We start from the raw sequence: 23,080 nt of genomic DNA, 5'->3' as shown, positions 1-23,080 counted from the left end.
CAAGCCATGAGCCGGGTTAGCCCGCGCCTCACCCTGCTGACCGCCTCCGGCGTCTGCTCGCTGATTGTGCTCGACACCAATATCGTCGCCGTCACGCTGCCAAGTATTGCGCGCGACCTGGGTGCGAATTTCGCCGATATCGAGTGGGTGGTCAGCGCCTACATGCTGGCGTTCGCCGCGTTATTGCTGCCCGCCGGCAGCATCGCCGACCGCTTTGGTCGCAAGCGGTCGCTGATCTGGGGCTTGAGCATTTTCATCCTCGCCTCGCTGGGCTGTGGCGCTGCACCGAATGCGTTGCTCCTGGACATCGCCCGCGCCGTCAAAGGTGTCGGCGCAGCCTTGCTGCTGACCGCTGCCCTGACCTCCATCGGCCACACCTTTCACGATGAAGTAGAGCGTGCCAAAGCCTGGGCGTTCTGGGGTGCCTGCATGGGCGTGGCGATGACCGCCGCGCCGACGCTCGGCGGCGTGATCACCCAGTACTTGGGCTGGCGCTGGATCTTCTACCTCAACCTGCCCGTGGGCCTGGGGTTGATGGCGTTGGCGCTGCGGGCGATTCCCGAATCACGCGACACTCAATCGGCACGCCTGGACCCATGGGGCAGCCTGGCCTTCAGTGCCAGCCTGTTGTGCCTGATCTGGGGTTTGATCGAGGCCAATCGCATCGGCTGGGATAACCCGCTGACCTACGCACGCCTGATTGGCGGCGCAGTGTTGCTGGGGGTGTTTGTGCTGGTCGAACGTGTGCAACAGCGGCCTATGGTCGACTTGCAGCTGTTCCGCCATCCGCGTTTTATCGGCGCGCTGCTGGGGATGTTTGCCTACGCCGGGTGCGCTCAGGTGATGATGACGTTGCTGCCGTTTTATCTGCAAAACGGTCTGGGGTTTTCGGCCATAGCGTCGGGTCTGGGTATGTTGCCGTTTGCCCTGACCATGCTTATTTGCCCACGCATCGGTGCACGGCTGGCCGGACGCTTTGCGCCTGCAACGATGATGGTAACCGGTTTGATTCTGGTGGGCTGCGGCAACCTGTTAAGCGCCTGGGCGGTCAATGCGGGCGGTTATCTGCCCTTCGCGCTGGCGATTGCGGTGACGGGCGCCGGTGCGGGCCTGCTCAATGGCGATACGCAGAAAAACATCATGGCCTGCGTGCCACGTGACCGCGCGGGCATGGCGTCGGGCATGAGTACCACCATGCGTTTCAGCGCGATCATGTTGGCCATCGGCGTGTATGGGGCGTTGCTGAGCAGCCATAGTGAGCAGTTGCTGAGCACAAGTATCGACCCGCAATGGCAGGCGCAAGTGGCGGGGATTGCGTCGCGAGTGGTGGCCGGGGATATGCCGGCGGCGATGGGCTTGCTGCCGGAACCGGCGCGGGCGATGGTGCAGCCATTGGCCCGACAGGCGTTTGTGGGTGGGTTCAGCGGGGTGTTGTGGGTGGCGGGGTTGTTGGGGTTGCTGGGGGCGTTGGTGGTGGGGACGTTGATGCGAAAGCCTATACCCGCCCTGGCGCAAAACTAAAATGTGGGAGCGGGCTTGCCCGCGATTACGGTGTATCAGCCGACAACTATGTTGCCTATGCCACCGCCATCGCGGGCAAGCCCGCTCCCACATGGATCACCTGGGTCTTCAGATGTGGGTTACCAGAATCGCTGCTGGGTCAACCGGCTCCACCAGGTCAGCAATACACGGTCCACCGAGCCGCTGGCCGCCAGGCCCACGCGTTCTTGCAGGCTTTTACGCTCGGCGTAGTGCAGGTGGAACACCTCGGCCGTCTTGGCCTTGGTCGCCAGGTATTCGTCGCTGGTTTGCAGTTCGTCGACCAGTTGTTTATCGAGCGCTGCAACACCCAGCCACACTTCTCCGGTCGCGACGTCATCGATTGCCAACTGCGGGCGATAGCGCGACACAAAGTTCTTGAACAACTGATGGGTGATGTCCAGGTCTTCCTGGAACTTCTCCCGCCCCTTCTCGGTGTTTTCGCCAAACACGGTGAGGGTGCGTTTGTACTCTCCGGCGGTCAGCACTTCAAAGTCGATGTCGTGCTTTTTCAGCAGGCGGTTGACGTTGGGCAGCTGCGCCACCACGCCAATGGAGCCGAGGATGGCAAAGGGTGCGCTGATGATCTTCTCGCCTATGCACGCCATCATGTAGCCGCCGCTGGCCGCAACCTTGTCGATGCACACGGTCAACGGCACGCCGGCCTGACGAATACGCGCCAGCTGCGACGAGGCCAGACCATAGCTGTGCACCATGCCGCCGCCGCTTTCCAGGCGCAGCACCACTTCGTCTTTCGGCGTGGCCAGGCTCAGCAGCGCGGTGATTTCATGGCGCAGGCTCTCGGTGGCCGAGGCCTTGATGTCGCCGTCAAAATCCAGCACAAATACCCGTGGCTTGGCCTCGGGTTTCTTCTTGCTGTTCTTCTTTTCGGTCTTGCTTTCGGATTTGCGCAGGGCCTTGAGCTGGTCCTTGTCGAGCAGGCTCGACTCGAGGCGCTCACGCAGGCCTTTGTAGAAATCATTGAGCTTGCTGACCTGCAATTGGCCGGCGGATTTGCGCCGCCCCTTGCTGCGCAGCGCGGCGAAACTGATCAGTACCACCAGAATAGCGACCACCAGGGTGACGGTCTTCGCCAGAAAGCTCGCGTATTCGGCCAAAAAATCCATATGTCTCCTTAAAAAAGCACGGCGCCAGGCGCGGATGGCCCCAGCATACCGACGGCACCGCCTTCGGACCAGTGCTCAAACCGCCAGCAGTCGTCCTCTAACGCGCTTTTAAAACAAGCGTATGTTTTTTCATTGACAGCTCCCTGCCATCCTCATAACCTCGCCAGACTTTCAACGTACCGGGAAAACGGACGTGGGCAGCATCTATCTGATTCGACATGGCCAGGCCTCCTTCGGTGCAGACGACTATGACGTCCTGTCGCCCGTCGGCGTAGAGCAAGCGCAAGTACTCGGTCGCCACCTGGCCGACCTGGGTCTGACGTTTGACCGCTGCCTGTCTGGCGACCTGCGTCGCCAGCAGCACACTGCCTCCGCCGCATTCGATCAATACCGTGCCCTCGGCCTGTCAGCCCCAACCTTGGAAATCGACCCGGCCTTCAACGAATTCGACGGCGAAGCGATCATCCGCGCCCTGCTCCCCGACCTGCTGACCACCGAGCCTCACGCCTTGGATATCCTGCGCAACGCTGCGCAAAACCGCAGTGAGTTCCAGCGCATTTTCGCCCTGATCATCGAGCGCTGGCTGGCCGGCACCTACGACCCACCCGGTCTGGAAAGCTGGCTGGGTTTCGTGGAACGTGTGCAGGGCGGCCTGCAACGCATCCTGGAAGCAGCCGAGAACACCGACAAGATCGCCGTGTTTACTTCCGGCGGCACCATTACCGCCCTGCTCCACCTGATTACCCGAATGCCTGCCGCACAGGCCTTTGAACTGAACTGGCAAATTGTTAACACCTCGCTCAACCAGCTTAAATTCCGTGGTCGCGAGGTGGCACTGGCTTCCTTCAACAGTCATACCCACTTGCAACTGTTGAAGGCGCCGCAGCTCATCACATTCCGATGAATTGCGGCCAACCGTGACCCCAAGGTCACTGGACTCTACCTTAAAGGATCGAAACCATGACTGACGTAGCCAAAGCTGTAGAAGCAATGAAAGCCAAATTCAACCCAGCCGCTGCCGACGGCCTGGACCTGGTGTTCGGTTTCCGTATCGACGACACCCAGAACTTCTCGCTGGTGGTCAAGAACAACACCTGCGAACTGCTGGAAGGCGAAAACCCTGACGCCCAGGTTACCCTGGTGACCGACGGCGAAACCATGGAAGGCATCGTCAGCGGCGAGACCGACGGCATGCAGGCCTTCATGAGCGGCAAGCTGCGCACCGAAGGCGACATGATGCTGGCCATGAAACTGAGCGAGCTGTTCCCGGCCTGATAACGCCGCGCTCAAAAAAGATCCCGCCTTTCGGCGGGATTTTTCGTTCAGCCAGCCTCCCGGTCAGCGGGTGTTGGCGTCATCCATTTCTTCAAACGTGTCCATGTACGCAGGGTCATTACCATCGTTTTCACGAATCACACGCCCTTCATACTCGGCGGTGATTTCACCGGTATTGACGTCAAGCCCAACCACGATCACCAGCTTGTATTTGCCCACTTGCAAGTACATGTCATAGAGGTCCCGGGGTTCATCAGGCGCCATAAAAAAGCTGTAGCTGTAACGTACGCGCTTGGTTAACACGGGCCACTGTGCTTCAAACGTGCGGGAATCGAAGGATGGGAGCACATCGCTGATTCCACGCAGCGCGGCCTCGACCAGTTGGTCATTGTCCTTGGCCTTGAAGACCACCGGATGAGTGCGAGTCATCGACCGCATCGGGTTGGGAACAATATCCGTTTCAAGGCGGTACATGCCGCTGCTGAACCACTTTGTTGCATCGAAGGTGTCGTCACCTTTCTCGCATTCGCGGCAATGCATCATCAGCGGGGCCGCGGCGCTTTCTCGGGAATACAGTGAAGTCATGAACACACCGCAGGTGAGCAGCAATACCCCCAATAGGCCTGCACTGCCAACCCGCGCGATAACATTCGCCATCGTCTACATCCTTGTCTGAAGGGGCGGCGAATTTACCTGATTCAGACCTCTTGGTGGCGGGATTTTTTTGCCCGTCATTTCACAAGCGATGTAGTTTTAATGTGGGAGCTGGCTTGCCTGCGATAGCCATAGGTATCTACACAACTTTTGAAGGCAGCCAATTTCTCCTGTGGCGAGCAGGCTTGCAACAGACTCCGTGTTAACCGGTTGTGTAGATACCTATGCTGCGATAGCGGTGGGTCAGCCCACCCGTGTGTGGCTGATGGCAAGCCAGCTCCCACAGAAAAGTGAATCAGTGGTGCGGCTTAGCTTTTCGGCTGCAGCAACAACGCCACCAACGCACTCCACCCGGTCTGATGCGACGCCCCCAACCCACGCCCGGTTTCGCCGTGGAAATACTCATGGAACAACACCAGATCGCGACTGGCCGGGTCTGCTTCCAATTGCGCATAGCCCGCCATCGACGGGCGCAGGCCATCTTCATCGCGCAAAAACAAGCGGGTCAAACGTTGGCTGAGGCTGTCGGCCACTTCCTCAAGGGACGCCAGATAACCGCTGCCCGTGGGGTACTCCACCGAGAAGTTATCCGCGTAGTAGCGGTGAAACTCGCGCAGCGATTCGATCAGCATGTAGTTCACCGGCATCCACAACGGCCCGCGCCAATTGGAGTTGCCGCCATACAAACGTGAGTCGGACTCGCCGGGCTGGTAGCGCGCGCACAGGGTGTCGCCATTCATCTTCAGCGCCAGCGGCTGCTCGGCGAAGGCCTTGGATAACGAGCGCACGCCAAACGTCGACAAAAACTCCTGGTCATCGAGCATGCGCCGCAGCAGGTCCTTGGTGCGTTCGCCGCGTAGCAAGGCGAGCAACAGGCGGTTGCCCTGCCCCGGTTCGTTCCAGCGCGACACCAGCTTGGCGAGGTCAGGCCGGTGTTTCATGAAGCCCAACAGCCGCTCACGCAAGCCTTGCAGGCCTTCGTGCTCGCGTTGCTCCAGCACCAACACGGCAAACAATGGCATCAGGCCGACGATGGAGCGCAGGCGCACCGGCTCGCTCTGGCCGTCCGGGCGGTGCAGCACATCGTAGAAGAACTGGTCCTGCTCATCCCACAAGCCTTCGGCGCTGTCGTCGACACGGTTGATCGCACCGGCGATGTACAGGAAGTGCTCGAAAAACTTCACCGCGATATCCACGTACACCCCATTGCGCTTGGCCAGTTCCAGGCCGATGCGCATCAGGTCCAGGGCATAGGCGGCGACCCACGCGGTGCCGTCGGCCTGATCCAGCTGGTAGCCGGGCGGCAAAGTGGCCGAGCGGTCGAACAAGGCGATGTTGTCCAGGCCCAAAAAGCCGCCCTGAAACAGGTTGCGGCCCTCGGCGTCCTTACGGTTGACCCACCAGGAAAAATTCAGCAGCAGCTTGTGGAAAATCCGCTCGAGGAAATCCATGTCACCCACGCCGGTCAGCGCCTTGTCCTGCTGATACACGCGCCAACTGGCCCAGGCATGCACCGGCGGGTTGGCGTCGTCGAAACGCCACTCATACGCCGGCAACTGGCCATTGGGGTGCATAAAACGGTCTTTGACCAGCAACAACAGCTGTTGCTTGGCATACCCCGGATCAATCAGCGCCATCGCTACGGCCTGGAAGCCCTGGTCCCAGGAGGCGTACCACGGGTACTCCCAGGTGTCGGGCATGGACAAAATGTCGAAGTTCGACAAGTGCCGCCAATGGGTATTGCGGATGTGCAGGCGCTCGGGCGGCGGCGCGGGTTGGGCCGGGTCGCCGTCGAGCCACTGGTTTACATCAAAGTAGTAGAGCTGCTTGGACCACAGCAACCCGGCCAGGGCCTGGCGTTGTACATTGCGCGCGTCATCATCGGCAATGCCTTGCTGCAGGGCGGCGTAGAAGTCGTCCGCCTCCTGGCGACGCAGCTCGAACAGCTTGCGTGCATTGACCTCAGGCGCGTCCACCGGCGCAAACCGCAGGTACAGGGTTTTGCTCTGCTGGCCCGCCAGTTCGAGGCTGAAACGCGCGGCGACCTTGGTGCCCGTGTCGCGACGGATTGCCGAGTCTGCGCCGCCCACCACGTAGTCGTTGATGCCGTCCTTGAACGGCCCCTGCGCCGGCTGCCCATCGAGCTTGGGGAAGTTGCTTTCGTTTTCGCAGAACAGCCACTCCAGGCCGTCCTCGCCCCAGGCGCTGAGATGGCGATCGGTCAGCTCATGATGCCGGGCCAGCACCCGTTCACCGTCCAGGCGCAACTGCGGCTTGGGCGCGTCAAAGGTCCAGCTCCAGTCATTACGCGCCCACAGTTGGGGCATCACCTGCACACGCGTCGGCTGGTCCGCGCGGTTGTGCACGGTGACGCGCATGAAAATATCGTCGGGCTGATGCTTGGCGTATTCAACCGTTACATCACAGTAGCGGTTGTCTTCGAATACGCCGGTGTCGAGCACTTCGTACTCGGCATCCTCAAGCCCACGGCGGGCGTTTTCGGCGATCAGGTCGGCGTAGGGAAACGCCGCATGCGGGTATTTGTAGAGCATGCGCATATAGGCATGGCTGGGCACGCCGTCGACAAAAAAGTACAGCTCCTTGACGTCTTCGCCGTGGTTGCCCTCGGCGTTGTTGAGGCCGAACAGGCGCTCCTTGATGATGCTGTCACGCTCGTTCCACAGCGCCAGGCCCAGGCACCAGCGTTGCGCCTTGTCGCTGAAACCCGCCAGGCCGTCCTCGCCCCAACGGTAGGCGCGGCTGCGGGCGTGTTCGTGGGGGAAGTAGGCCCAGGCATCGCCGTCGGCGCTGTAGTCTTCGCGCACCGTGCCCCATTGGCGTTCACTCAGGTACGGGCCCCACTCGCGCCAGCGCTCGGCGTCTTCGGCGGCCAGGCGCTGGCCTTCAAGGGTTGCAAGGATGTTGGTTGCGGGCGTGGCCGTCATTGGGTCCTCCATCACTGACACAGTGGGGGCAGTGTAAAACCCATCCGTGCGCGGATGCACATGAAGTCGTGTTCGCGCGCGCAAAAAAAGAGGCCGCTGACTAGGCGGCCTCCGTTTGTGGCGGCGCGAGCTTAGAAGATCGCGTAGGTGTAGTTGAAGATCAGGCGCGTCTGGTCCTGGTCCGCAGTGCCGGTGTTGTGACCTTTGTAAGTACCAGTACGGAAGGTGGTGCCGAAGCCTTTGAGCGGGCCTTGCTGCACCACGTAGTCCAGGCGGAAGTCGGTTTCGTTTTCTTTCTGATCCGAACCACCGGCCACTTTGGACTTGATGCCCGTGCCGTCCAGGTACGCCACGGAGGCTTTCAAACCTGGCACAAGGGCCTTGAAGTCGTAGGAGTACTGGCCAAAATTGACCTGCTCGCCCGCGCGGGAAAACTGGCCCACCACGGCGTCGGTGAACAGGTAGAAGTCGCTGCCGCCCGCGCCTTGTGCGTTTGGATCAGCGATGCTGCCCTGGTTGACCCAGACGAAGCCGCCGTCATCGCTCACACCGATGTGACCGAGCATCAGGCTGCTGCCGCCCAACTGGTAGGTGAACGCGGCGCTGTAGGTTTTGTTGTCCACTTCACCGGCGTGCTTGGCGTAGCCGCCGTTGTTGTTGAACTGGTAGCCGGCGTCACCGTTTTTGCCGTCGCTGGTGCTGTCGAAGTAACGCAGGTCAGTCTTGAACGATTGGTCATTGCCCAATGGCAGCACGTGAACCAGGCCGAAGTAGTTCTGTTTGTAGAAGTCCTGCAGGTCGGCGTAGTAGTACTGCAACGTCAGGTTTTTAGCGATGGCGTTGTCGGACGAGCCAAACGGCTTGTAGTCCACACCGCCGAACTTGAAGCTGTCGCTGTCGCGGGTACCGCCGGCAACGCTCAAGCCCGTGGCGTTGCTGGAAGCACGGCCTTCGGCACGGTTGAGCTCACCACCGGTGAAGGTCACGTTAGGGATGTCGTTGGAGGTCAGGATGCCGCCGTCGAAGGTCTGCGGCGCCACACGGCTGTCGTTGGAAACCAGAATAGGCAACACCGGGGCCAAACCGCCACCGACGTGCAACTCGGTCTGGGAAATACGGAATTTCACGTTACCCGCAGCGCGACTGAAACTGTCGGCGGGTTCAGTGCCGTTGTTTTTGGTCGGGAAGAAGCTGTTGCCGTTACCCGCCAGGCCCGGGCCTGCGGCGTGGCCGTCGCCACCGTCCAGACGCAAGGCGCCGAACGCCATCACGTCGAAACCGACGCCAAGGGTGCCTTGGGTGTAACCGGATTTGTAGTCAAAGCGCAGCAAGGTCGCGGCTTCGCGCAGATCGTTGTTGGTGCCCGAACGGTTGTCGGCGCTGTAGTACATGGTCCGCGAACTGACAGCCGCATGGCTGTCTTCAAGGAAACCGCTGTGCCCCGTGCCCGTGCCCAGAGAACCGAGCCCGAAGTCATCAGCGCACGCGTGTTGCGCGAGCAACGCTGCGGTGATGGATAACGCCAGTGTAGAAATTTTCATGTGTAACGGCCCCTAAACATTTTTTTATGTGCGTTGTGTGCAAACGGCGTTTTCATCCCTACAAACGTAACGATTGTTTCATGAGGACCGGGGCGCGCCTCGTGAAGAATTAGTTAGGAAAGTACCCGTGAAAATGAAATTTTCCTGGCGCCGATTTTTGTCATATTCATGTCATTTCATTCATTTGCAGAATGAAGTCCTGAGGATTCTTCGTTTGCCAGCCCCCTTAAAGCCCAACAGAATCCAGAGAAAGGCCGCACCCTCACCACCGTGTTCAGGAATTTTTCTATGCCAAGTGCCGCGTATGTCAGCCCCGACGAGATTCGCAAAGACTTTTCCAGGGCCATGTCCGACATGTACCGAGATGAAGTTCCGCTTTATGGCGCGCTGATGGAGCTGGTGGCCGAGACCAACACGCGGGTTTTGGACAGTGATTCCGGCCTGGCCAAACAACTGCAGCGCACCGGTGAAATGGAGCGCCTGGCCATGGAACGCCACGGCGCCATCCGCCTGGGCACCGCCCATGAGCTGGTCACCATCGGCCGTCTGTTTGCGGTGATGGGCATGCAGCCGGTGGGCTATTACGACCTCACACCCGCCGGTGTGCCGGTGCATTCCACCGCCTTTCGCGCTGTGCATGAACAGGCGCTGCAGGCCAGCCCGTTCCGCGTCTTTACGTCCTTGCTACGCCTGGAACTGATCGAAAACCTCGAGCTGCGCGCCTTCGCCGAAAGCGCCCTGGCCAAACGCTCGATTTTCACCCCTGGCGCCTTGGCGCTGATCGAGCAAGCCGAACGCGACGGTGGCCTCAACGCCGCGGATGCCCAAGCGTTTATCCGCGAGGCCCTGGAAACCTTTCGCTGGCACCACACCGCCACCGTGACCGGCGCCCAATACCAGCAATTGAGCGACCAGCATCGCCTGATCGCCGACGTGGTGGCGTTCAAAGGTCCGCACATCAATCACCTGACCCCACGTACTCTGGACATCGATCAGGTGCAGGCCGCGATGCCCGGCAAAGGCATCACGCCCAAAGCCGTGATCGAAGGCCCGCCACGTCGCCAGTGCCCGATCCTGCTGCGTCAGACCAGCTTCAAGGCGCTCGACGAGCCCATCGCGTTTACCGACGCAAAAGGCAGCCACAGCGCGCGCTTCGGCGAAATAGAACAACGGGGTGTGGCGTTGACGCCAAAGGGTCGCGCCCTGTACGACCAGTTGCTGAACGCGGCGCGCGACGAACTGGGCGCCTTCCCGAATGAGGGCAACGCTGCACGTTACGTCGAATTGATGGCGCAACACTTCCAGGCCTTCCCCGATAACCACGCGCAGATGCGTGAACAGGAACTGGCGTATTTCCGCTACTTCGTGACCGAGCAAGGCTTGGCGGCACGCGGCCAGGCCGGTCAGCCGCAAACGTTGGAGGCCTTGATGGCGGCCGGGCACGTGGCGGTGGAGCCTTTGGTGTATGAGGATTTTCTGCCGGTGAGTGCGGCGGGGATTTTCCAGTCGAACCTGGGCGATGCGGCGCAAAGTCACTACACAGCCCATTCGAACCAGGCTCAATTCGAGCAGGCGCTGGGCCGCCGGACGATTGATGAATTGAAGCTGTATGCCGAGACGCAGCAGCGCTCCATGGATGAATGCATCCAGGCGCTGCGTGCATGAAATAGGATGCCCGCCCGGCTCAGCAGCGCAATCCTTGCGCCGCAACAGTCCCCAGAGCCGGGTGGACGGCCGGCATCATAAGCAGTGAAACGCCGGCTGTCGCTCAGACAATTCTGAACAAATATGTCCGCGTCCTGTAGGACGTTTTATTGCAGCAAGTCCCTGATCTCGTCTTTAACCAACAGGCGTTTATCCTTCAGCTTCTTCAACGCCTCATCACTACCGGATGCCTTTTCGGCGCTCACCACCAGCTCATCGACGGTGTTGTACTTATCAAACAGCGCGTTCAAATGGGGATTTTTCGCCCGACGCCCGTCGACCTCTTCCTTGCTCAAACCCAAATCCTGATACAGGTCGTGTTTCACTGGCATGGAGTACCTCCGCAAGTTGATCAATGGCCTACGCCTTGAAACTAGCCCATTCCAAGGGGTCTTGTCATGTCTTGGGTCAAGGCGGTCCCGTTCGTCGTAATGCGCATGATGGGATCAAACCTTTGCCGTGCCCTGCCCTCCACTGTAGATCGCCACCCGAGGGAGAACGGTTTCATGACTCACGCTGCCACTGCTGTCGACACCCAATGCATCAACACCATTCGCACCCTGGCCATGGATGCCGTGCAAAAGGCCAACTCCGGCCACCCCGGCACGCCCATGGGCCTGGCACCGGTGGGCTACACGCTGTGGAGCCGCTTCCTGCGTTACCACCCCGAACATCCGGATTGGCCTAACCGCGACCGCTTTGTCTTGTCGGTGGGGCACGCCTCGATGCTGTTGTATTCGCTGCTGCACCTGGCCGGTGTGGTTGAGATTGATGCCCACGGCAAGCGCTCCGGCCAGCCGGCGATCAGCCTGGACGACATCAAGCAGTTCCGGCAGATGAGTTCCAAGACCCCCGGCCACCCCGAGTACCGCATGACCACCGGCGTGGAAACCACCACCGGCCCGCTGGGTCAGGGCTGCGCCAACAGCGTCGGGATGGCCATGGCCGAACGCTGGCTGGGCAAACGCTTTAACCGCGACGGCCAGGTGCTGTTCGACTACAACGTCTACACCCTGTGCGGTGATGGCGACATGATGGAAGGCATCAGCAGCGAAGCGGCGTCGATGGCCGGGCACTTAAAGCTCGATAACCTGTGCTGGATCTACGACAACAACACCATCAGCATCGAAGGCCACACCGAGCTGGCGTTCAGCGAAGACGTGATCAAGCGCTTCCAGGCCTATGGCTGGCACACCTTGCACGTCACCGATGCCAACGACCTGCAAGCCCTGAGCGCAGCGCTGGAAACCTTCCAGGCCAACACCGGCGCGCCAACCCTGATTGTGGTCGACAGCGTGATCGGCTACGGCTCACCGCACAAACACAACACCGCCGCCGCCCATGGCGAGCCATTGGGCGAGGAAGAAATCCGCCTGACCAAGGCGGCCTACGGCTGGCCGCAGGATTCCAGTTTCCTGGTGCCCGACGACACCCGCACGGTGCTGCGCGATGCGCTGCTGGAACGCAGCCAGCCGCTGTATGAAACCTGGCAGCAACACCTGGCGCAGCTGGAGCAGTACGAACCGGAACTGGCCGATGAATTGCGCCGCATGCGCGCCGGCGAAATGCCGGAGCATTGGCAGGACGAACTGCCCCACTTCGACACCGACGCCAAGGGCATCGCCAGCCGCGCCGCCGGCGGCGAAGTGCTGAATGCCTTCGCACAACAAATCCCCTGGCTGCTGGGCGGCTCGGCGGACTTGTCGCCATCGACCAAGACCAACCTCACCTTCGACGGCGCCGGGCGTTTCAGTGCCGATGACTACAGCGGGCGCAACCTGCACTTCGGCATCCGCGAGCACGCCATGGGCGCGATTGCCAATGGCATGGCGCTGTGCTACCTGCGGCCGTACACCTCGACCTTCCTGGTGTTCAGCGACTACATGAAACCGCCGATCCGCCTGGCGGCAATCATGGAATTGCCAGTGGTGTTCGTATTTACCCATGACTCGATTGGCGTGGGTGAAGACGGCCCGACGCACCAGCCCATCGAACACCTGACGCAACTGCGCGCCACACCGGGGTTGCTCACCTTGCGCCCCGGCGATGCCAACGAGACGTTGGAGCTGTGGAAGGTGGCCCTGGCACAAACCCATCGGCCGAGCTGCGTGGTGTTGTCGCGCCAGGCGTTGCCGACCTTGGATCGCACAAAGTATGCGGCGGCGTCTGGGGCGGCCAAAGGCGCTTATGTGTTGGCGGGTGCCGATAAGCCTGAGGTGCTGCTGTTGGCGACCGGCAGTGAAGTGAGCCTTGTGGTGGCGGCTTATGAGCAGTTGCAAGCTGAAGGCATTGCCGCTCAGGTGGTGTCGATGCCCAGTTGGGAATTGTTTGAGGACCAGGATCAGGCGTATCGCGACAGTGTCTTGCCGCCCGCGGTAAAAGCCCGTGTGGTAGTGGAACAGGCAGGCCCGCTGGGTTGGGACCGCTACGTTGGGCAGACTGGCGCCAAGGTGGTGATGAACAGTTTTGGCGCGTCGGCGCCGTTGGCCAAGTTGCAGGAGAAGTTTGGGTTTACGGTGGAGAATGTGGTGAAGCAGGCCAAGGAGCAGATTCGACTGACTGGGCGTTGAGGGGGCATATCCGTTATTTAGGTAACGGCGGCGTATGGTTCCGCTCTTACAGCGGGTCACTTTTGCAAGGACCGGAATGCCGGCCCAGTCAAAAGTAACCAAAAGGTCCTCGCCCCAACACTCGGTGCCTCGCTGTGGCTCGGCATGCCCGCAATCCGCCAGTGATTTGGGGGGGCGATTTCAGATCAAGATCAAAAGCGCAGATCAAAAGACCGCTGACTTCGTCATCGAAAAGAATGTAAGAGCCGGAGCAACAGCAACAGCAGAGCCATACTCGGTCAAAGGTGGGAGCTGGCTTGCCTGCGATGGCATCAACTCTGTGTGCCTGATATACCGAGGTGTCTGCATCGCAGGCAAGCCAGCTCCCACAGAAAAGCAGCTCTTCAGTGCATGCAAATCCGCAGTCGATCTCATATTCAAAACTGCATGCGCTCCCACATTTAGACCCCGCGGCATCAGGTAGATAGGCTTTTGCCTTGCACTTGATCTGGCTCTTGCTTCAACCACTCAGGTCGGCTTTCAGGCCGCCGTGCTGTAGATCTTGATCTTGATCTTGCTTTTGATCTGAGACGCCCCGTTAACCACGATGGCCGAACGCAGGCTTGAATCCGTGGGTAACCCGGCAGGACGCCGGGTTAGCCGCGCTGGGCCAAGGATGGCCCATCGCGGCGGCCCACGGATTCAAGCCTTCGTTCTGGCACACCGAGCCTAAGCGAGGTGCCGAGTGGTGGGGCACAGACCTTTTGGTTACTTTTGGCTGGGCCGGCATTCCGGGCGTTTGCCAAAAGTGACCCGCTGTAAGAGCGGAACCATAAGCCGCCGTTACCCGAATAACGGATATGTACACCGACAAACCGCCATCGCAGGCAAGCCAGCTCCCACAATTAATCGACGTTGAAACTTACACCAACTCCCGCGCCAGAAACGGTGCAGTACGGCTGGCTTTGCTCTTGGCGACCTTCTGCGGCGTACCATGAGCCACCACCTTCCCACCCAAATCCCCAGCCCCCGGCCCAATATCAATCACCCAATCCCCCTGGGCCACCACCCGCATCTCATGCTCCACCACAACCACCGTGTGCCCCGCGTCCACCAGATGATTAAGCTGACTCAGCAAACGGTCCACATCCCGAGGATGCAAACCCGTAGTCGGCTCATCCAACACATACAACGTCGCGCCCCGGGCATTACGTTGCAACTCGGTCGCCAACTTGATCCGCTGCGCCTCACCGCCGGACAGCTCAGTCGCCGGCTGCCCCAGACGCAGATACCCCAAACCGATATCCCGCAACACTTGCAACGAACGCAACACCCCAGGCTGCTCGGCAAACACCTCGACCGCCTGCTCCACGGTCAACCCCAGCACCTGGGCAATGCTCAAGCCTTGCCACTTGATCGCCAACGTCTCAGGGTTATAACGCGCCCCATGACACGTCGGACACGGCGCATACACGCTGGGCATAAACAGCAACTCGACACTGACAAACCCTTCCCCCTCGCAATGAGGGCAACGGCCCTTGGCGACGTTGAACGAGAACTGCCCGGCATCGAAATGACGCTTCCTGGCCGCCGGCGTTGCCGCAAACAATTTGCGCACGTTATCGAACAACCCGGTGTAAGTCGCCAGGTTAGAACGCGGCGTGCGGCCGATGGGCTTCTGGTCCACCTGCACCAAACGTCGAATCTGTTCCAAACCGCTGCTGATCCGCCCACCACTGCTTTGCGGGGCATCATCTTCAAGGCTCGGTTCTTCGTCGCTTTCCAGCACACGACCCAAGCCCGTGCCCACCAGTTCCAACAGCGCCTGGCTGACCAGACTGGACTTGCCCGAGCCGGAAATACCCGTCACCGCCGTAAAGCAACCCAGCGGGAAATCCACGCTTAGATCCTTGAGATTATTACGCGTCACGCCTTCAAGCTTCAGCCACCCCGACGGCTCACGTCGCGTCGTGCTGCAAACGCGCCGTTCGGCAAACAAATACTCGCGCGTCTGCGAGGCCTGCACATCCGCCAACCCGGCAGGCGGACCGCTGTACAGCACTTGCCCGCCGTGCTCACCGGCAGCCGGCCCCACATCGATCAGCCAGTCGGCCCGGCGCATGGTTTCCAGGTCATGTTCCACCACAAACAACGAATTGCCGGCCGCTTTCAAACGCTCAAGCGCAGTAAACAATGCTTCGCCATCCGCCGGGTGCAGGCCTGCCGAGGGCTCGTCCAGCACATAGATCACGCCGAACAGCTGCGAGCCCAACTGGGTGGCCAGGCGCAGGCGCTGCAATTCCCCGGATGACAATGTAGGCGTGCTGCGCTCCAGGGACAGATAGCCCAAGCCCAACTCGGTGACGGTGCTGACCCGCTCCAGCAAGTCCTGGGCGATACGCTGAGCGGCCAGGCGCTTTTCCACCGACAGCTTCATTTTGTCCTGCCCCGCCGCCACCGGGCGCAGCAGCTCGGCCAACTGCGCCAGCGACAGTTGCGACAGCTCGCCGATGTCCACCCCGGCAAACTTCACCGACAGCGCCGCCTTGTTCAGCCGCTTGCCCTCGCACGCCGGGCACGCACTGCCCTGCATGAACTGCGACACGCGCTTTTTCATCAGTGCGCTTTGGGTATGGCTGAAGGTGTGCAGGATATAGCGCCGCGCACCGCTGAACGTGCCCTGGTAGCTCGGCTCCAGCTTGCGTTTCAACGCGTCGCGGGTTTGCTGTGGGGTGAAGCCTGCGTACACCGGCACGGTCGGGGTTTCGTCGGTAAACAGAATCCAGTCGCGCTGCTTTTTCGGCAGGTCGCGCCACGGGATGTCCACGTCATAGCCCAGGGTCACAAGGATGTCGCGCAGGTTCTGCCCCTGCCACGCCAAGGGCCAGGACGCCACCGCACGCTGGCGAATGGTCAAGGACGGATCCGGCACCATCAGCGCCTCGGTCACCTCATACACGCGGCCCAAACCGTGGCAGTGCGGGCAGGCGCCCTGGGGCAGGTTCGGTGAAAAGTCCTCGGCGTACAGCATCGCCTGCCCCGGCGGATAACTGCCGGCACGCGAATACAGCATGCGGATCAGGCTCGACAAGGTGGTGACGCTGCCCACCGACGAGCGTGCACTCGGCGTGCCGCGCTGCTGTTGCAGGGCCACGGCCGGGGGCAAGCCTTCGATAGCGTCCACATCGGGTACGCCGACCTGGTCAATCAGGCGCCGCGCATAGGGCGCCACCGATTCGAAATAGCGGCGCTGAGCCTCGGCATACACCGTGGAAAACGCCAGGGATGATTTGCCCGAACCCGAAACGCCGGTAAATACCACCAGGGCATCCCGGGGGATATCCACATCGACGTTACGCAGGTTGTGTTCGCGGGCGCCGCGCACGCGTACAAAGCCTGGGCGCTGGGCGGTGATCGGGGGGATGTTGCGCTGTGACGTCATGGGCAACCTTGTCTGGCGGTGAGCACGCTGCGCACCCGTTGCGTGAGGGCTTCGGGGCTGTAGGGCTTGCTCAGCAGATGAATGTCGGAGCTCAGCAAATGATTGCTGGAAAGAATGTCGCGGGTGTGCCCGGAGGTGAACAGCACCGCCACCGGCGGGTGCTGCACGCGCGCCCAGTCGGCCAGGTCGGTGCTTTTGACCCGGCCGGGCATCACCACGTCGGTAAAGATCAGGTCCGGCTGCACGCCGTTTTTCAGGGTTTGCATGGCCCGGTCACCGTCTTCGGCGGTCAGTACCGTGTAGCCCGATTGCTGCAGCAACTCGACCACGGTCAGGCGCACGCCTTCGTTGTCCTCGACCACCAGGATGGTTTCCTGGCCGCCGCTGTGAGTCGCCTGCTCGGTGTCGACCTCACCACATTCGGGTTCCAGGCTGTGGGGGAAATACATCTGCACTACCGAGCCTTTGCCCTCCTCGCTCCACACCTCCACATGCCCGCCGCTTTGGCGCACAAACCCGAACACCATGCTCAGGCCCAGGCCGGTGCCGTGCCCTTCGCGCTTGGTGGTGAAGAACGGCTCGAACGCACGCTTGAGCACCTCCTGGGGCATGCCGACACCGGTGTCGGTCACTGCCAAACGCACGTATTCACCGGGCTTGATGCTTTTACCGATGCAATCGCCCGGGTTGAGGATGATATTTTCGCCGCTGATGCGAATCACGCCTTCGCCTTGCATGGCATCGCGGGCATTGATCGCCAGGTTGAGCAGCGCGTTTTCCAATTGGTTACGGTCGACATTGATGCACCAGGAGTCCTGGGGCAATTGGACGTCAATATGGATGGTTTCGCCCAGGGCGCGTTGAAGCAGCTCGCCCAAGCCTGCGTAGATGCGCTGCGGGTTGTACACCGCCGGTGACAACGGCTGACGACGCGCAAACGCCAACAGTTGCGAGGACAGCTTGGCGCCGCGCTCCACCGCCGCAATGGCCGCCGTGACCCGGCGCTGCACCTGGGGGTTGTCCGGCTCATGGCGGGCCAGCAGGTGCAGGTTGCCGGCGATCACTTGCAGCAGGTTATTGAAGTCATGGGCCACGCCGCCGGTCAGGCCGCCGATTGCCTCGAGCTTCTGGGATTGGCGCAACTGATCTTCGGCGGCGGAACGCGCTTGCACTTCGGCGGCGACGCGTTGCTCCAGGTTATGGGTGAGTTCCTGGCGCAGGCGCTCGGAATGCACATGCTCGGTGGTTTCCACCACAATCGCCAACACCCCGGCCGGCTGTTGGTTATCCCCGGCGACGGGGCTGTAATAGAGGTCCAGCCAGACGGTTTCCGGCTTGCCGTTACGCAACAACACCAGGTCTTTGTTGTTAAACGTCAAGGTACCGCCCGCCAGGCAGGTGTCGACCACGTGGCGATTGAACTCGGCCACCTCCGGCCAGCCCAGCTCCACCGGCGTGCCGAGCAAGTACGGATGCCGGCCGCCGGCAAACACCGAATAGCTGTCGTTGTAGATCATGTAGCCGGCCCGCCCCCACAGCATCACCATCGGCACGGGCGAGGCCAGCATCATCTGCACGTTGCAGGCCAGGCTGGCGCTCCAGGTGTCAATCGGGCCAAGATCCGTGGCGGACCAATCGAAAGCACGGATACGCTGGGCCATTTCACCGGACCAGCCTTCACAGCCGTAGGGGTTGGATAAAAATTGCATCGGTTGGCTCTGTGCAAAGAGAGGGTATTTGCAACGTTTTGGAGCGCGCCAGCGGCGGATGGTTTCACTTGTTATAAGTTAGGAGGTAATGGCGACAAAAACCACTGCCCTCAATGAAAATCCCGGCTGCGCACATGAATGCCTTCCAGCAGCGGCGTCAGGTCGGTAAGACGCCCGGCAATCAGGTGCCGCACCTCACCCACCGCCTCCCAGCGCCCGTCGACTTTGAGCAACCGCGAGCCGACCAGCGCCAGGCGCTGGCGTTCTGCCAGGTCGCGCCAGACCACCACATTGAGGTTGCCGAACTCATCTTCCAGCGTCACAAAGGTCACGCCGCTGGCGGTGCCAGGGCGCTGGCGCCCGGTCACCAGACCGGCGACGCTGACATTGCGCCCATGCTCCACCGCCATCAGCTCCAAAGAGCTGCGGCAGCGGCGTTTGCGCAACTCATCACGCAGCAACGCCAGCGGGTGCGGGCCGAGGGTGGTGCCAACCGTGGCGTAATCAGCCTGCAAGTCTTCGCCAACCGTCGGCGCCGGCAATTGCACCGCCGCTTCGTCGGGGCTCGGCAGGCCCGCGAACAACCCCAGCTGTTTATGCACGCCTGCCACTTCCCAGCGTGCCCGGTGCCGGTTGCCCGCCAACGCACGCAAGGCCCCGGCATCCGCCAGCAACGCCTGGGCCCGCGCATCCAGGCCAGCGCGGTCGTCCAGGTCGGCAATGTCGCTGAACACTCGACGCTGGCGCGCCGCCTCGATGCGCCGCCCATCCTCCTCACGAAACCCCGAGATCATGCGCAACCCCAGGCGAATCGCCGGTTGCTGGCCGTCGACAGGCTCCAGGCTGCAATCCCAGTCACTGGCCAGCACATCCACCGGGCGGATCTGCAAGCGGTGGCGCCGCGCATCCTGCAGGATCTGGTCCGGGCTGTAGAAACCCATGGGCCAGCTGTTGATCAAGGCACAGGCGAACGCCGCCGGTTCATGGCACTTGAGCCAGCAACTGGCGTAGGTCAGCAAGGCAAAACTGGCCGCATGGGACTCGGGGAAGCCATAGCTGCCAAAGCCTTTGATCTGCTCGAAAATCTGCGCGGCAAATTCCTCGCTGTAGCCGTTCTTGAGCATGCCGGTGCGCAGACGCTGCTGATGCGGTTCCAGGCCGCCGTGGCGTTTCCAGGCGGCCATGGAGCGGCGCAACTGGTCGGCTTCGCCTGGGCCATAGTCGGCGGCAACCATGGCGATCTGCATCACCTGTTCCTGGAACAGCGGCACGCCCAAGGTGCGTTTCAACACTGCCTCAAGTTCCGGTGACGGATAAGTGGTGGGCTCTTCGTTATTCCGGCGCCGCAGGTACGGATGCACCATACCGCCCTGGATCGGCCCAGGCCGCACAATCGCCACCTCAATCACCAGGTCGTAGAAGTTCTGCGGCTTGAGCCTGGGCAGCATCGACATCTGCGCCCGCGACTCGATCTGGAACACGCCGATGGTGTCGGCCTTGCTGATCATTGCGTAGGTTGCCGGGTCCTCCTTGGGGATCGTCGCCAACGCCAGATCGCGGTTGCGATGGCGGCGCAGCAAGTCGAAGCAACGGCGTATCGCGCTGAGCATGCCCAACGCGAGGATATCCACCTTGAGCAGGCCGACGGCGTCGAGGTCATCCTTGTCCCACTGGATAATGGTGCGCTCGGCCATGGCGGCATTTTCCACCGGCACCAGGGTGTCCAGCGGGTATTCGGAAATCACAAAACCGCCAGGGTGCTGGGACAAGTGCCGGGGAAAGCCGATCAGTTGTTGAGTCAATGTCAGCACACGCCGCAGGATCGGGCTTTGCGGGTCGAAGCCGCCTTCGCGCAGGCGTTCCAGCGGCGGCGCATCTTCACTCCAACGCCCGCAACAGTCGGCCAGCGCGTTGATCTGGTCCGGCGGCAAACCGAGGGCCTTGGCCACGTCGCGCACCGCGCCGGACGCGTGATAACTGCTGACCACCGCCGTCAACGCCGCGCGGGTGCGGCCGTAGCGTTGGAACACGTACTGCAGCACTTCCTCGCGGCGTTCATGTTCGAAGTCCACGTCGATATCCGGCGGTTCATTGCGCTCCTTGGACAGGAAGCGTTCGAACAGCATATCCGTCAGGCTTGGGTCGATTTCGGTGATGCCCAAGGCAAAACACACCGCCGAGTTGGCGGCCGAGCCGCGGCCCTGACACAGGATCGAACGGCTGCGGGCGAAGCGCACGATGTCGTGCACCGTCAGGAAGTAGCTTTCGTAACCGAGGTCGCTGATCAACTGCAATTCCTTGTTGATCTGCTGCAAGGTCTTGGCGTCAACACCGTGTGGCCAGCGCTGGGCAATGCCTTCCTCGGTCACGGTGCGCAGCCAGGATTGGGCATCATGGCCGGCGGGCACCAGTTCGCGTGGGTAGTGGTAGCGCAACTGGCTGAGATCAAAGGTGCAACGTTTCGCGATGGCCAGGGTTTCATCACGCAGCGCTTGCGGGTACAACGCTGCCAGCGCGTCGAGGCTGCGTAAATGCCGCTCGCCATTGGGGTGCAGGCGCGTGCCGGCTTCGGCCACCGGCACGTGATGACGGATCGCGGTCATGGTGTCTTGCAAGGCCCGGCGCCCGCGCGCATGCATGTGTACATCGCCGCAGGCCACCGCCGGGATCTGCAGGCTGGCGGCCAGGGCCAGGCGCTGCTGCAAATGGCGCGCATCGTCCTGGCCGCAGTGCAGGTGCACCGCCAGCCACAGGCGTTCGGCGAAGGTGTGTTGCAGCCATTGGAGGGTGGCCTGGGTGTCGTTGTCTTCGGCCACCCACAGCGCCAGCAGGCCGGGCATCGGTTGTTCGAAGTCGGCGTGCAGCAGGCGGTAACGGCCTTTTTCGGCGCGGCGGCGAGCCAGGGTGATCAGGCGGCACAGGTGTTGATAGCCGCTGAGATCTTCGACCAGCAACACCAGTTTCGGGCCGTTTTCGATGCGCACTTCGCTGCCGATAATCAGCGGCAAATCCACCGCCTTCGCCGCCTGCCAGGCTCGCACGATGCCCGCCAAGGTGCATTCGTCGGTGATCGCCAGGGCGCTGTAGCCTTGGCGCTTGGCACGTTCGAACAGCTCCAGCGCACTAGACGCGCCGCGCTGGAAACTGAAATTGGACAGGCAATGCAGCTCGGCATAGCTCATGCGAACCAGCCTTGCAGCCACAGCCCGTCGTTCTGCCCCACACAGCGATAGGCCCAGCCTTGCTGGCCGGCACGGGTGCGGATCAGGTAATAGTCGCGGCGGATATCGGCGCCGTCCCACCAGCCGGATTCGATGCGTTCCGGGCCCATCAGGATCTGCACGCCCTGCTCGGCCAGCAAGGTCGGTTCAGTCAGCAACCAGCCGGGGCGCTGCACTTTGTGCAAGGTCGGGCACGCACGGCTGTCGGCGCTCGCCTGCCAGGCACATTCGGGGCGGTGGTCGGCGTGAAAGCGCAGGCTTTGTACGGCCTCATCGCCAAGCCGTGCGCGCAAGCGTTCGCGCAGTTGCTCCCAAGGCAAGGTTTGTTGCGGGCGATCGTCGAACAGGTCCTGGCGTTGCGGCACAAACACCGGCAGGTCCTGGGCCACCAGGCGGAACCCGCGCACCGGAGAGGTGACTTGCACCTGTTCCAGGCGGCCACGGGCCAGTTCGAACAGCATCGACGGTTCGCGCTCGGCACTGAGCAGGCCGACCTTGATCACACTGTCGGGCGCCTGGGCGTGTTCCAGGTGCAAGTCAAAGCGCTGCACGCCACTGTCGCGCCCGCAGAGGAAGGCGGACAAGTCACCGGTCAGGCGCCGTAACGGGAACAGCAGCGCCTGGTGTGACTGCACGTCGAAATTCAGCTCGATGCGCACGTCGAACTGATCCGGCGGCTGGTAAAACGCCAGGGCCAGTGGGCGCTGCCCGCTCAGGGCATCCAGGTGCTTGAGCAAGCCGGCGTCAAAGCGTCGCGCCAGGGTGTGCCGAGGCAACGCCTGCACCTGGGCCAAGGTACGCAAGCCCATACGCGACAAGGCCGTGGCCGCCTGCGGGTCAAGACCGGCGCGGTCGATAGGCAGTGGCGCCAGAGCCTGCTGCAAGGCGTCCTCGCCGATCGCCAAACCATCATAAATATTCGCCAGCACCCGCGCCGCCGCCGGGTTCGGCGCGGCGACGATACGGTGGCGAAAGCCCAATTCGGTCAACTCCTGGCGCAAGCGCGCCTCAAACTGCGGCCACGGCCCGAACAGGCCCAGGCTCGACTCGATCTCGAACAGCAACGCACGCGGGTAATACACGCTGACCTGGGAGCTGAAACGGTAGGCCCAGGCGGCGAGGAACTGCTGCCAGCGCTCGATTTCGGCGGGGTCGTATTCGGCGCTGGCAAAGGTTTTGGCCAGGGCATGCGCGGCCGTCAGCGATTGACCTGATCGCAGGCCCAAGGCGCGGGCGGCGGCATTGACGGTTTGCAGCACGCGGCGCTGCGGTGTGCCGGCCAGCAGTACCAACGGTTGATCCGGCTCAGGGTGCACACGCTGCACCCCGTCCAGCGCCAATTGCGGGAAGACAATACACACCCAGCGCATGGCA

Annotated in this window: 14 protein-coding genes; 5 read left to right on the top strand and 9 right to left on the bottom strand. The window is 61.8% G+C overall.

Features of this window, described 5'->3' with window-relative positions; translation table 11 throughout:
- Nucleotides 1-6: 6 nt before the first annotated feature.
- A complete protein-coding gene (locus tag HU759_RS12705; RefSeq protein ID WP_186618300.1) occupies nucleotides 7-1,521 on the top strand; it encodes an MFS transporter in 1,515 nt (504 codons plus the stop codon).
- A 119-nt stretch (nucleotides 1,522-1,640) separates the two neighbouring features.
- On the opposite strand, the gene sohB is transcribed toward HU759_RS12705, so the two are convergent.
- Entirely contained in the window at nucleotides 1,641-2,666 is a 1,026-nt protein-coding gene (gene sohB, locus HU759_RS12700) for a protease SohB (protein WP_017135929.1), read from the bottom strand.
- Between the two features lie 193 nt (nucleotides 2,667-2,859).
- On the opposite strand from sohB, the gene HU759_RS12695 reads away from it, so the two are divergent.
- Nucleotides 2,860-3,570, top strand: a complete 711-nt coding sequence (locus HU759_RS12695; RefSeq protein WP_138451131.1) for a histidine phosphatase family protein — start codon at nucleotides 2,860-2,862, stop codon at nucleotides 3,568-3,570.
- Nucleotides 3,571-3,626: 56 nt separating this feature from the next.
- Nucleotides 3,627-3,941, top strand: coding sequence for an SCP2 sterol-binding domain-containing protein (locus HU759_RS12690; RefSeq protein WP_095016621.1), 315 nt, complete (start codon nucleotides 3,627-3,629; stop codon nucleotides 3,939-3,941).
- A gap of 63 nt (nucleotides 3,942-4,004) precedes the next feature.
- Here the strand turns inward: HU759_RS12690 and HU759_RS12685 are convergent, their stop codons facing one another.
- From HU759_RS12685 to HU759_RS12675, 3 genes are all read right to left on the bottom strand, one after another.
- Complete coding sequence (locus tag HU759_RS12685) at nucleotides 4,005-4,598, bottom strand: hypothetical protein (RefSeq protein WP_099548213.1); 594 nt, start codon at nucleotides 4,596-4,598, stop codon at nucleotides 4,005-4,007.
- Nucleotides 4,599-4,903: 305 nt separating this feature from the next.
- Nucleotides 4,904-7,540: a glucosidase gene (locus HU759_RS12680; RefSeq protein ID WP_186618298.1), complete on the bottom strand. Its 2,637-nt coding sequence runs from the start codon at nucleotides 7,538-7,540 to the stop codon at nucleotides 4,904-4,906.
- Between the two features lie 131 nt (nucleotides 7,541-7,671).
- A complete protein-coding gene (locus tag HU759_RS12675) occupies nucleotides 7,672-9,081 on the bottom strand; it encodes an OprD family outer membrane porin (protein WP_017135934.1) in 1,410 nt (469 codons plus the stop codon).
- Nucleotides 9,082-9,369: 288 nt separating this feature from the next.
- Between HU759_RS12675 and HU759_RS12670 the strand changes: the two genes are divergently transcribed.
- Nucleotides 9,370-10,746 carry a VOC family protein gene (locus HU759_RS12670; protein WP_169987633.1) on the top strand — a complete coding sequence of 459 codons (1,377 nt, stop codon included), beginning with the start codon at nucleotides 9,370-9,372 and terminating at the stop codon, nucleotides 10,744-10,746.
- Between the two features lie 146 nt (nucleotides 10,747-10,892).
- On the opposite strand, the gene HU759_RS12665 is transcribed toward HU759_RS12670, so the two are convergent.
- Complete coding sequence (locus HU759_RS12665; RefSeq protein WP_017135936.1) at nucleotides 10,893-11,117, bottom strand: DUF465 domain-containing protein; 225 nt, start codon at nucleotides 11,115-11,117, stop codon at nucleotides 10,893-10,895.
- A gap of 174 nt (nucleotides 11,118-11,291) precedes the next feature.
- On the opposite strand from HU759_RS12665, the gene tkt reads away from it, so the two are divergent.
- Entirely contained in the window at nucleotides 11,292-13,355 is a 2,064-nt protein-coding gene (gene tkt, locus HU759_RS12660; protein WP_170040294.1) for a transketolase, read from the top strand.
- A 901-nt stretch (nucleotides 13,356-14,256) separates the two neighbouring features.
- On the opposite strand, the gene uvrA is transcribed toward tkt, so the two are convergent.
- From uvrA to HU759_RS12640, 4 genes are all read right to left on the bottom strand, one after another.
- On the bottom strand, nucleotides 14,257-16,776 hold the full coding sequence (uvrA, locus tag HU759_RS12655) for an excinuclease ABC subunit UvrA (RefSeq protein WP_170040988.1): 2,520 nt from the start codon (nucleotides 16,774-16,776) through the stop codon (nucleotides 14,257-14,259).
- Nucleotides 16,773-18,485 (bottom strand): ATP-binding protein, encoded by a 1,713-nt coding sequence (locus tag HU759_RS12650; protein WP_170040989.1) that lies wholly within the window; start codon nucleotides 18,483-18,485, stop codon nucleotides 16,773-16,775. The genes uvrA and HU759_RS12650 overlap by 4 nt, the downstream gene beginning before the upstream one ends.
- A 110-nt stretch (nucleotides 18,486-18,595) precedes the next feature.
- The gene (locus HU759_RS12645; RefSeq protein ID WP_170040990.1) at nucleotides 18,596-21,667 is read right to left on the bottom strand and encodes an error-prone DNA polymerase; all 3,072 of its coding nucleotides are present in this window, start codon (nucleotides 21,665-21,667) and stop codon (nucleotides 18,596-18,598) included.
- A complete protein-coding gene (locus tag HU759_RS12640; RefSeq protein WP_170040991.1) occupies nucleotides 21,664-23,076 on the bottom strand; it encodes a DNA polymerase Y family protein in 1,413 nt (470 codons plus the stop codon). Before HU759_RS12640 ends, HU759_RS12645 begins: the two co-directional genes overlap by 4 nt.
- Between the last annotated feature and the right edge of the window lie 4 nt (nucleotides 23,077-23,080).

This window comes from Pseudomonas sp. OE 28.3 (assembly GCF_014268205.2).
Taxonomy (GTDB): Bacteria; Pseudomonadota; Gammaproteobacteria; order Pseudomonadales; family Pseudomonadaceae; genus Aquipseudomonas; species Aquipseudomonas edaphica.
This window is presented reverse-complemented; position numbering and strand designations above follow the sequence as displayed.

Excerpts from the sequence above, each read along its gene's own strand:
- HU759_RS12705 (WP_186618300.1), top strand. The coding sequence starts at position 7 with ATGAGCCGGGTTAGCCCGCGCCTCACCCTGCTGACCGCCTCCGGCGTC.
- sohB (WP_017135929.1), bottom strand. The coding sequence starts at position 2,666 with ATGGATTTTTTGGCCGAATACGCGAGCTTTCTGGCGAAGACCGTCACC.
- HU759_RS12690 (WP_095016621.1), top strand. The coding sequence starts at position 3,627 with ATGACTGACGTAGCCAAAGCTGTAGAAGCAATGAAAGCCAAATTCAAC.
- HU759_RS12685 (WP_099548213.1), bottom strand. The coding sequence starts at position 4,598 with ATGGCGAATGTTATCGCGCGGGTTGGCAGTGCAGGCCTATTGGGGGTA.
- HU759_RS12680 (WP_186618298.1), bottom strand. The coding sequence starts at position 7,540 with ATGACGGCCACGCCCGCAACCAACATCCTTGCAACCCTTGAAGGCCAG.
- HU759_RS12675 (WP_017135934.1), bottom strand. The coding sequence starts at position 9,081 with ATGAAAATTTCTACACTGGCGTTATCCATCACCGCAGCGTTGCTCGCG.
- HU759_RS12670 (WP_169987633.1), top strand. The coding sequence starts at position 9,370 with ATGCCAAGTGCCGCGTATGTCAGCCCCGACGAGATTCGCAAAGACTTT.
- HU759_RS12665 (WP_017135936.1), bottom strand. The coding sequence starts at position 11,117 with ATGCCAGTGAAACACGACCTGTATCAGGATTTGGGTTTGAGCAAGGAA.
- tkt (WP_170040294.1), top strand. The coding sequence starts at position 11,292 with ATGACTCACGCTGCCACTGCTGTCGACACCCAATGCATCAACACCATT.
- uvrA (WP_170040988.1), bottom strand. The coding sequence starts at position 16,776 with ATGACGTCACAGCGCAACATCCCCCCGATCACCGCCCAGCGCCCAGGC.
- HU759_RS12650 (WP_170040989.1), bottom strand. The coding sequence starts at position 18,485 with ATGCAATTTTTATCCAACCCCTACGGCTGTGAAGGCTGGTCCGGTGAA.
- HU759_RS12645 (WP_170040990.1), bottom strand. The coding sequence starts at position 21,667 with ATGAGCTATGCCGAGCTGCATTGCCTGTCCAATTTCAGTTTCCAGCGC.
- HU759_RS12640 (WP_170040991.1), bottom strand. The coding sequence starts at position 23,076 with ATGCGCTGGGTGTGTATTGTCTTCCCGCAATTGGCGCTGGACGGGGTG.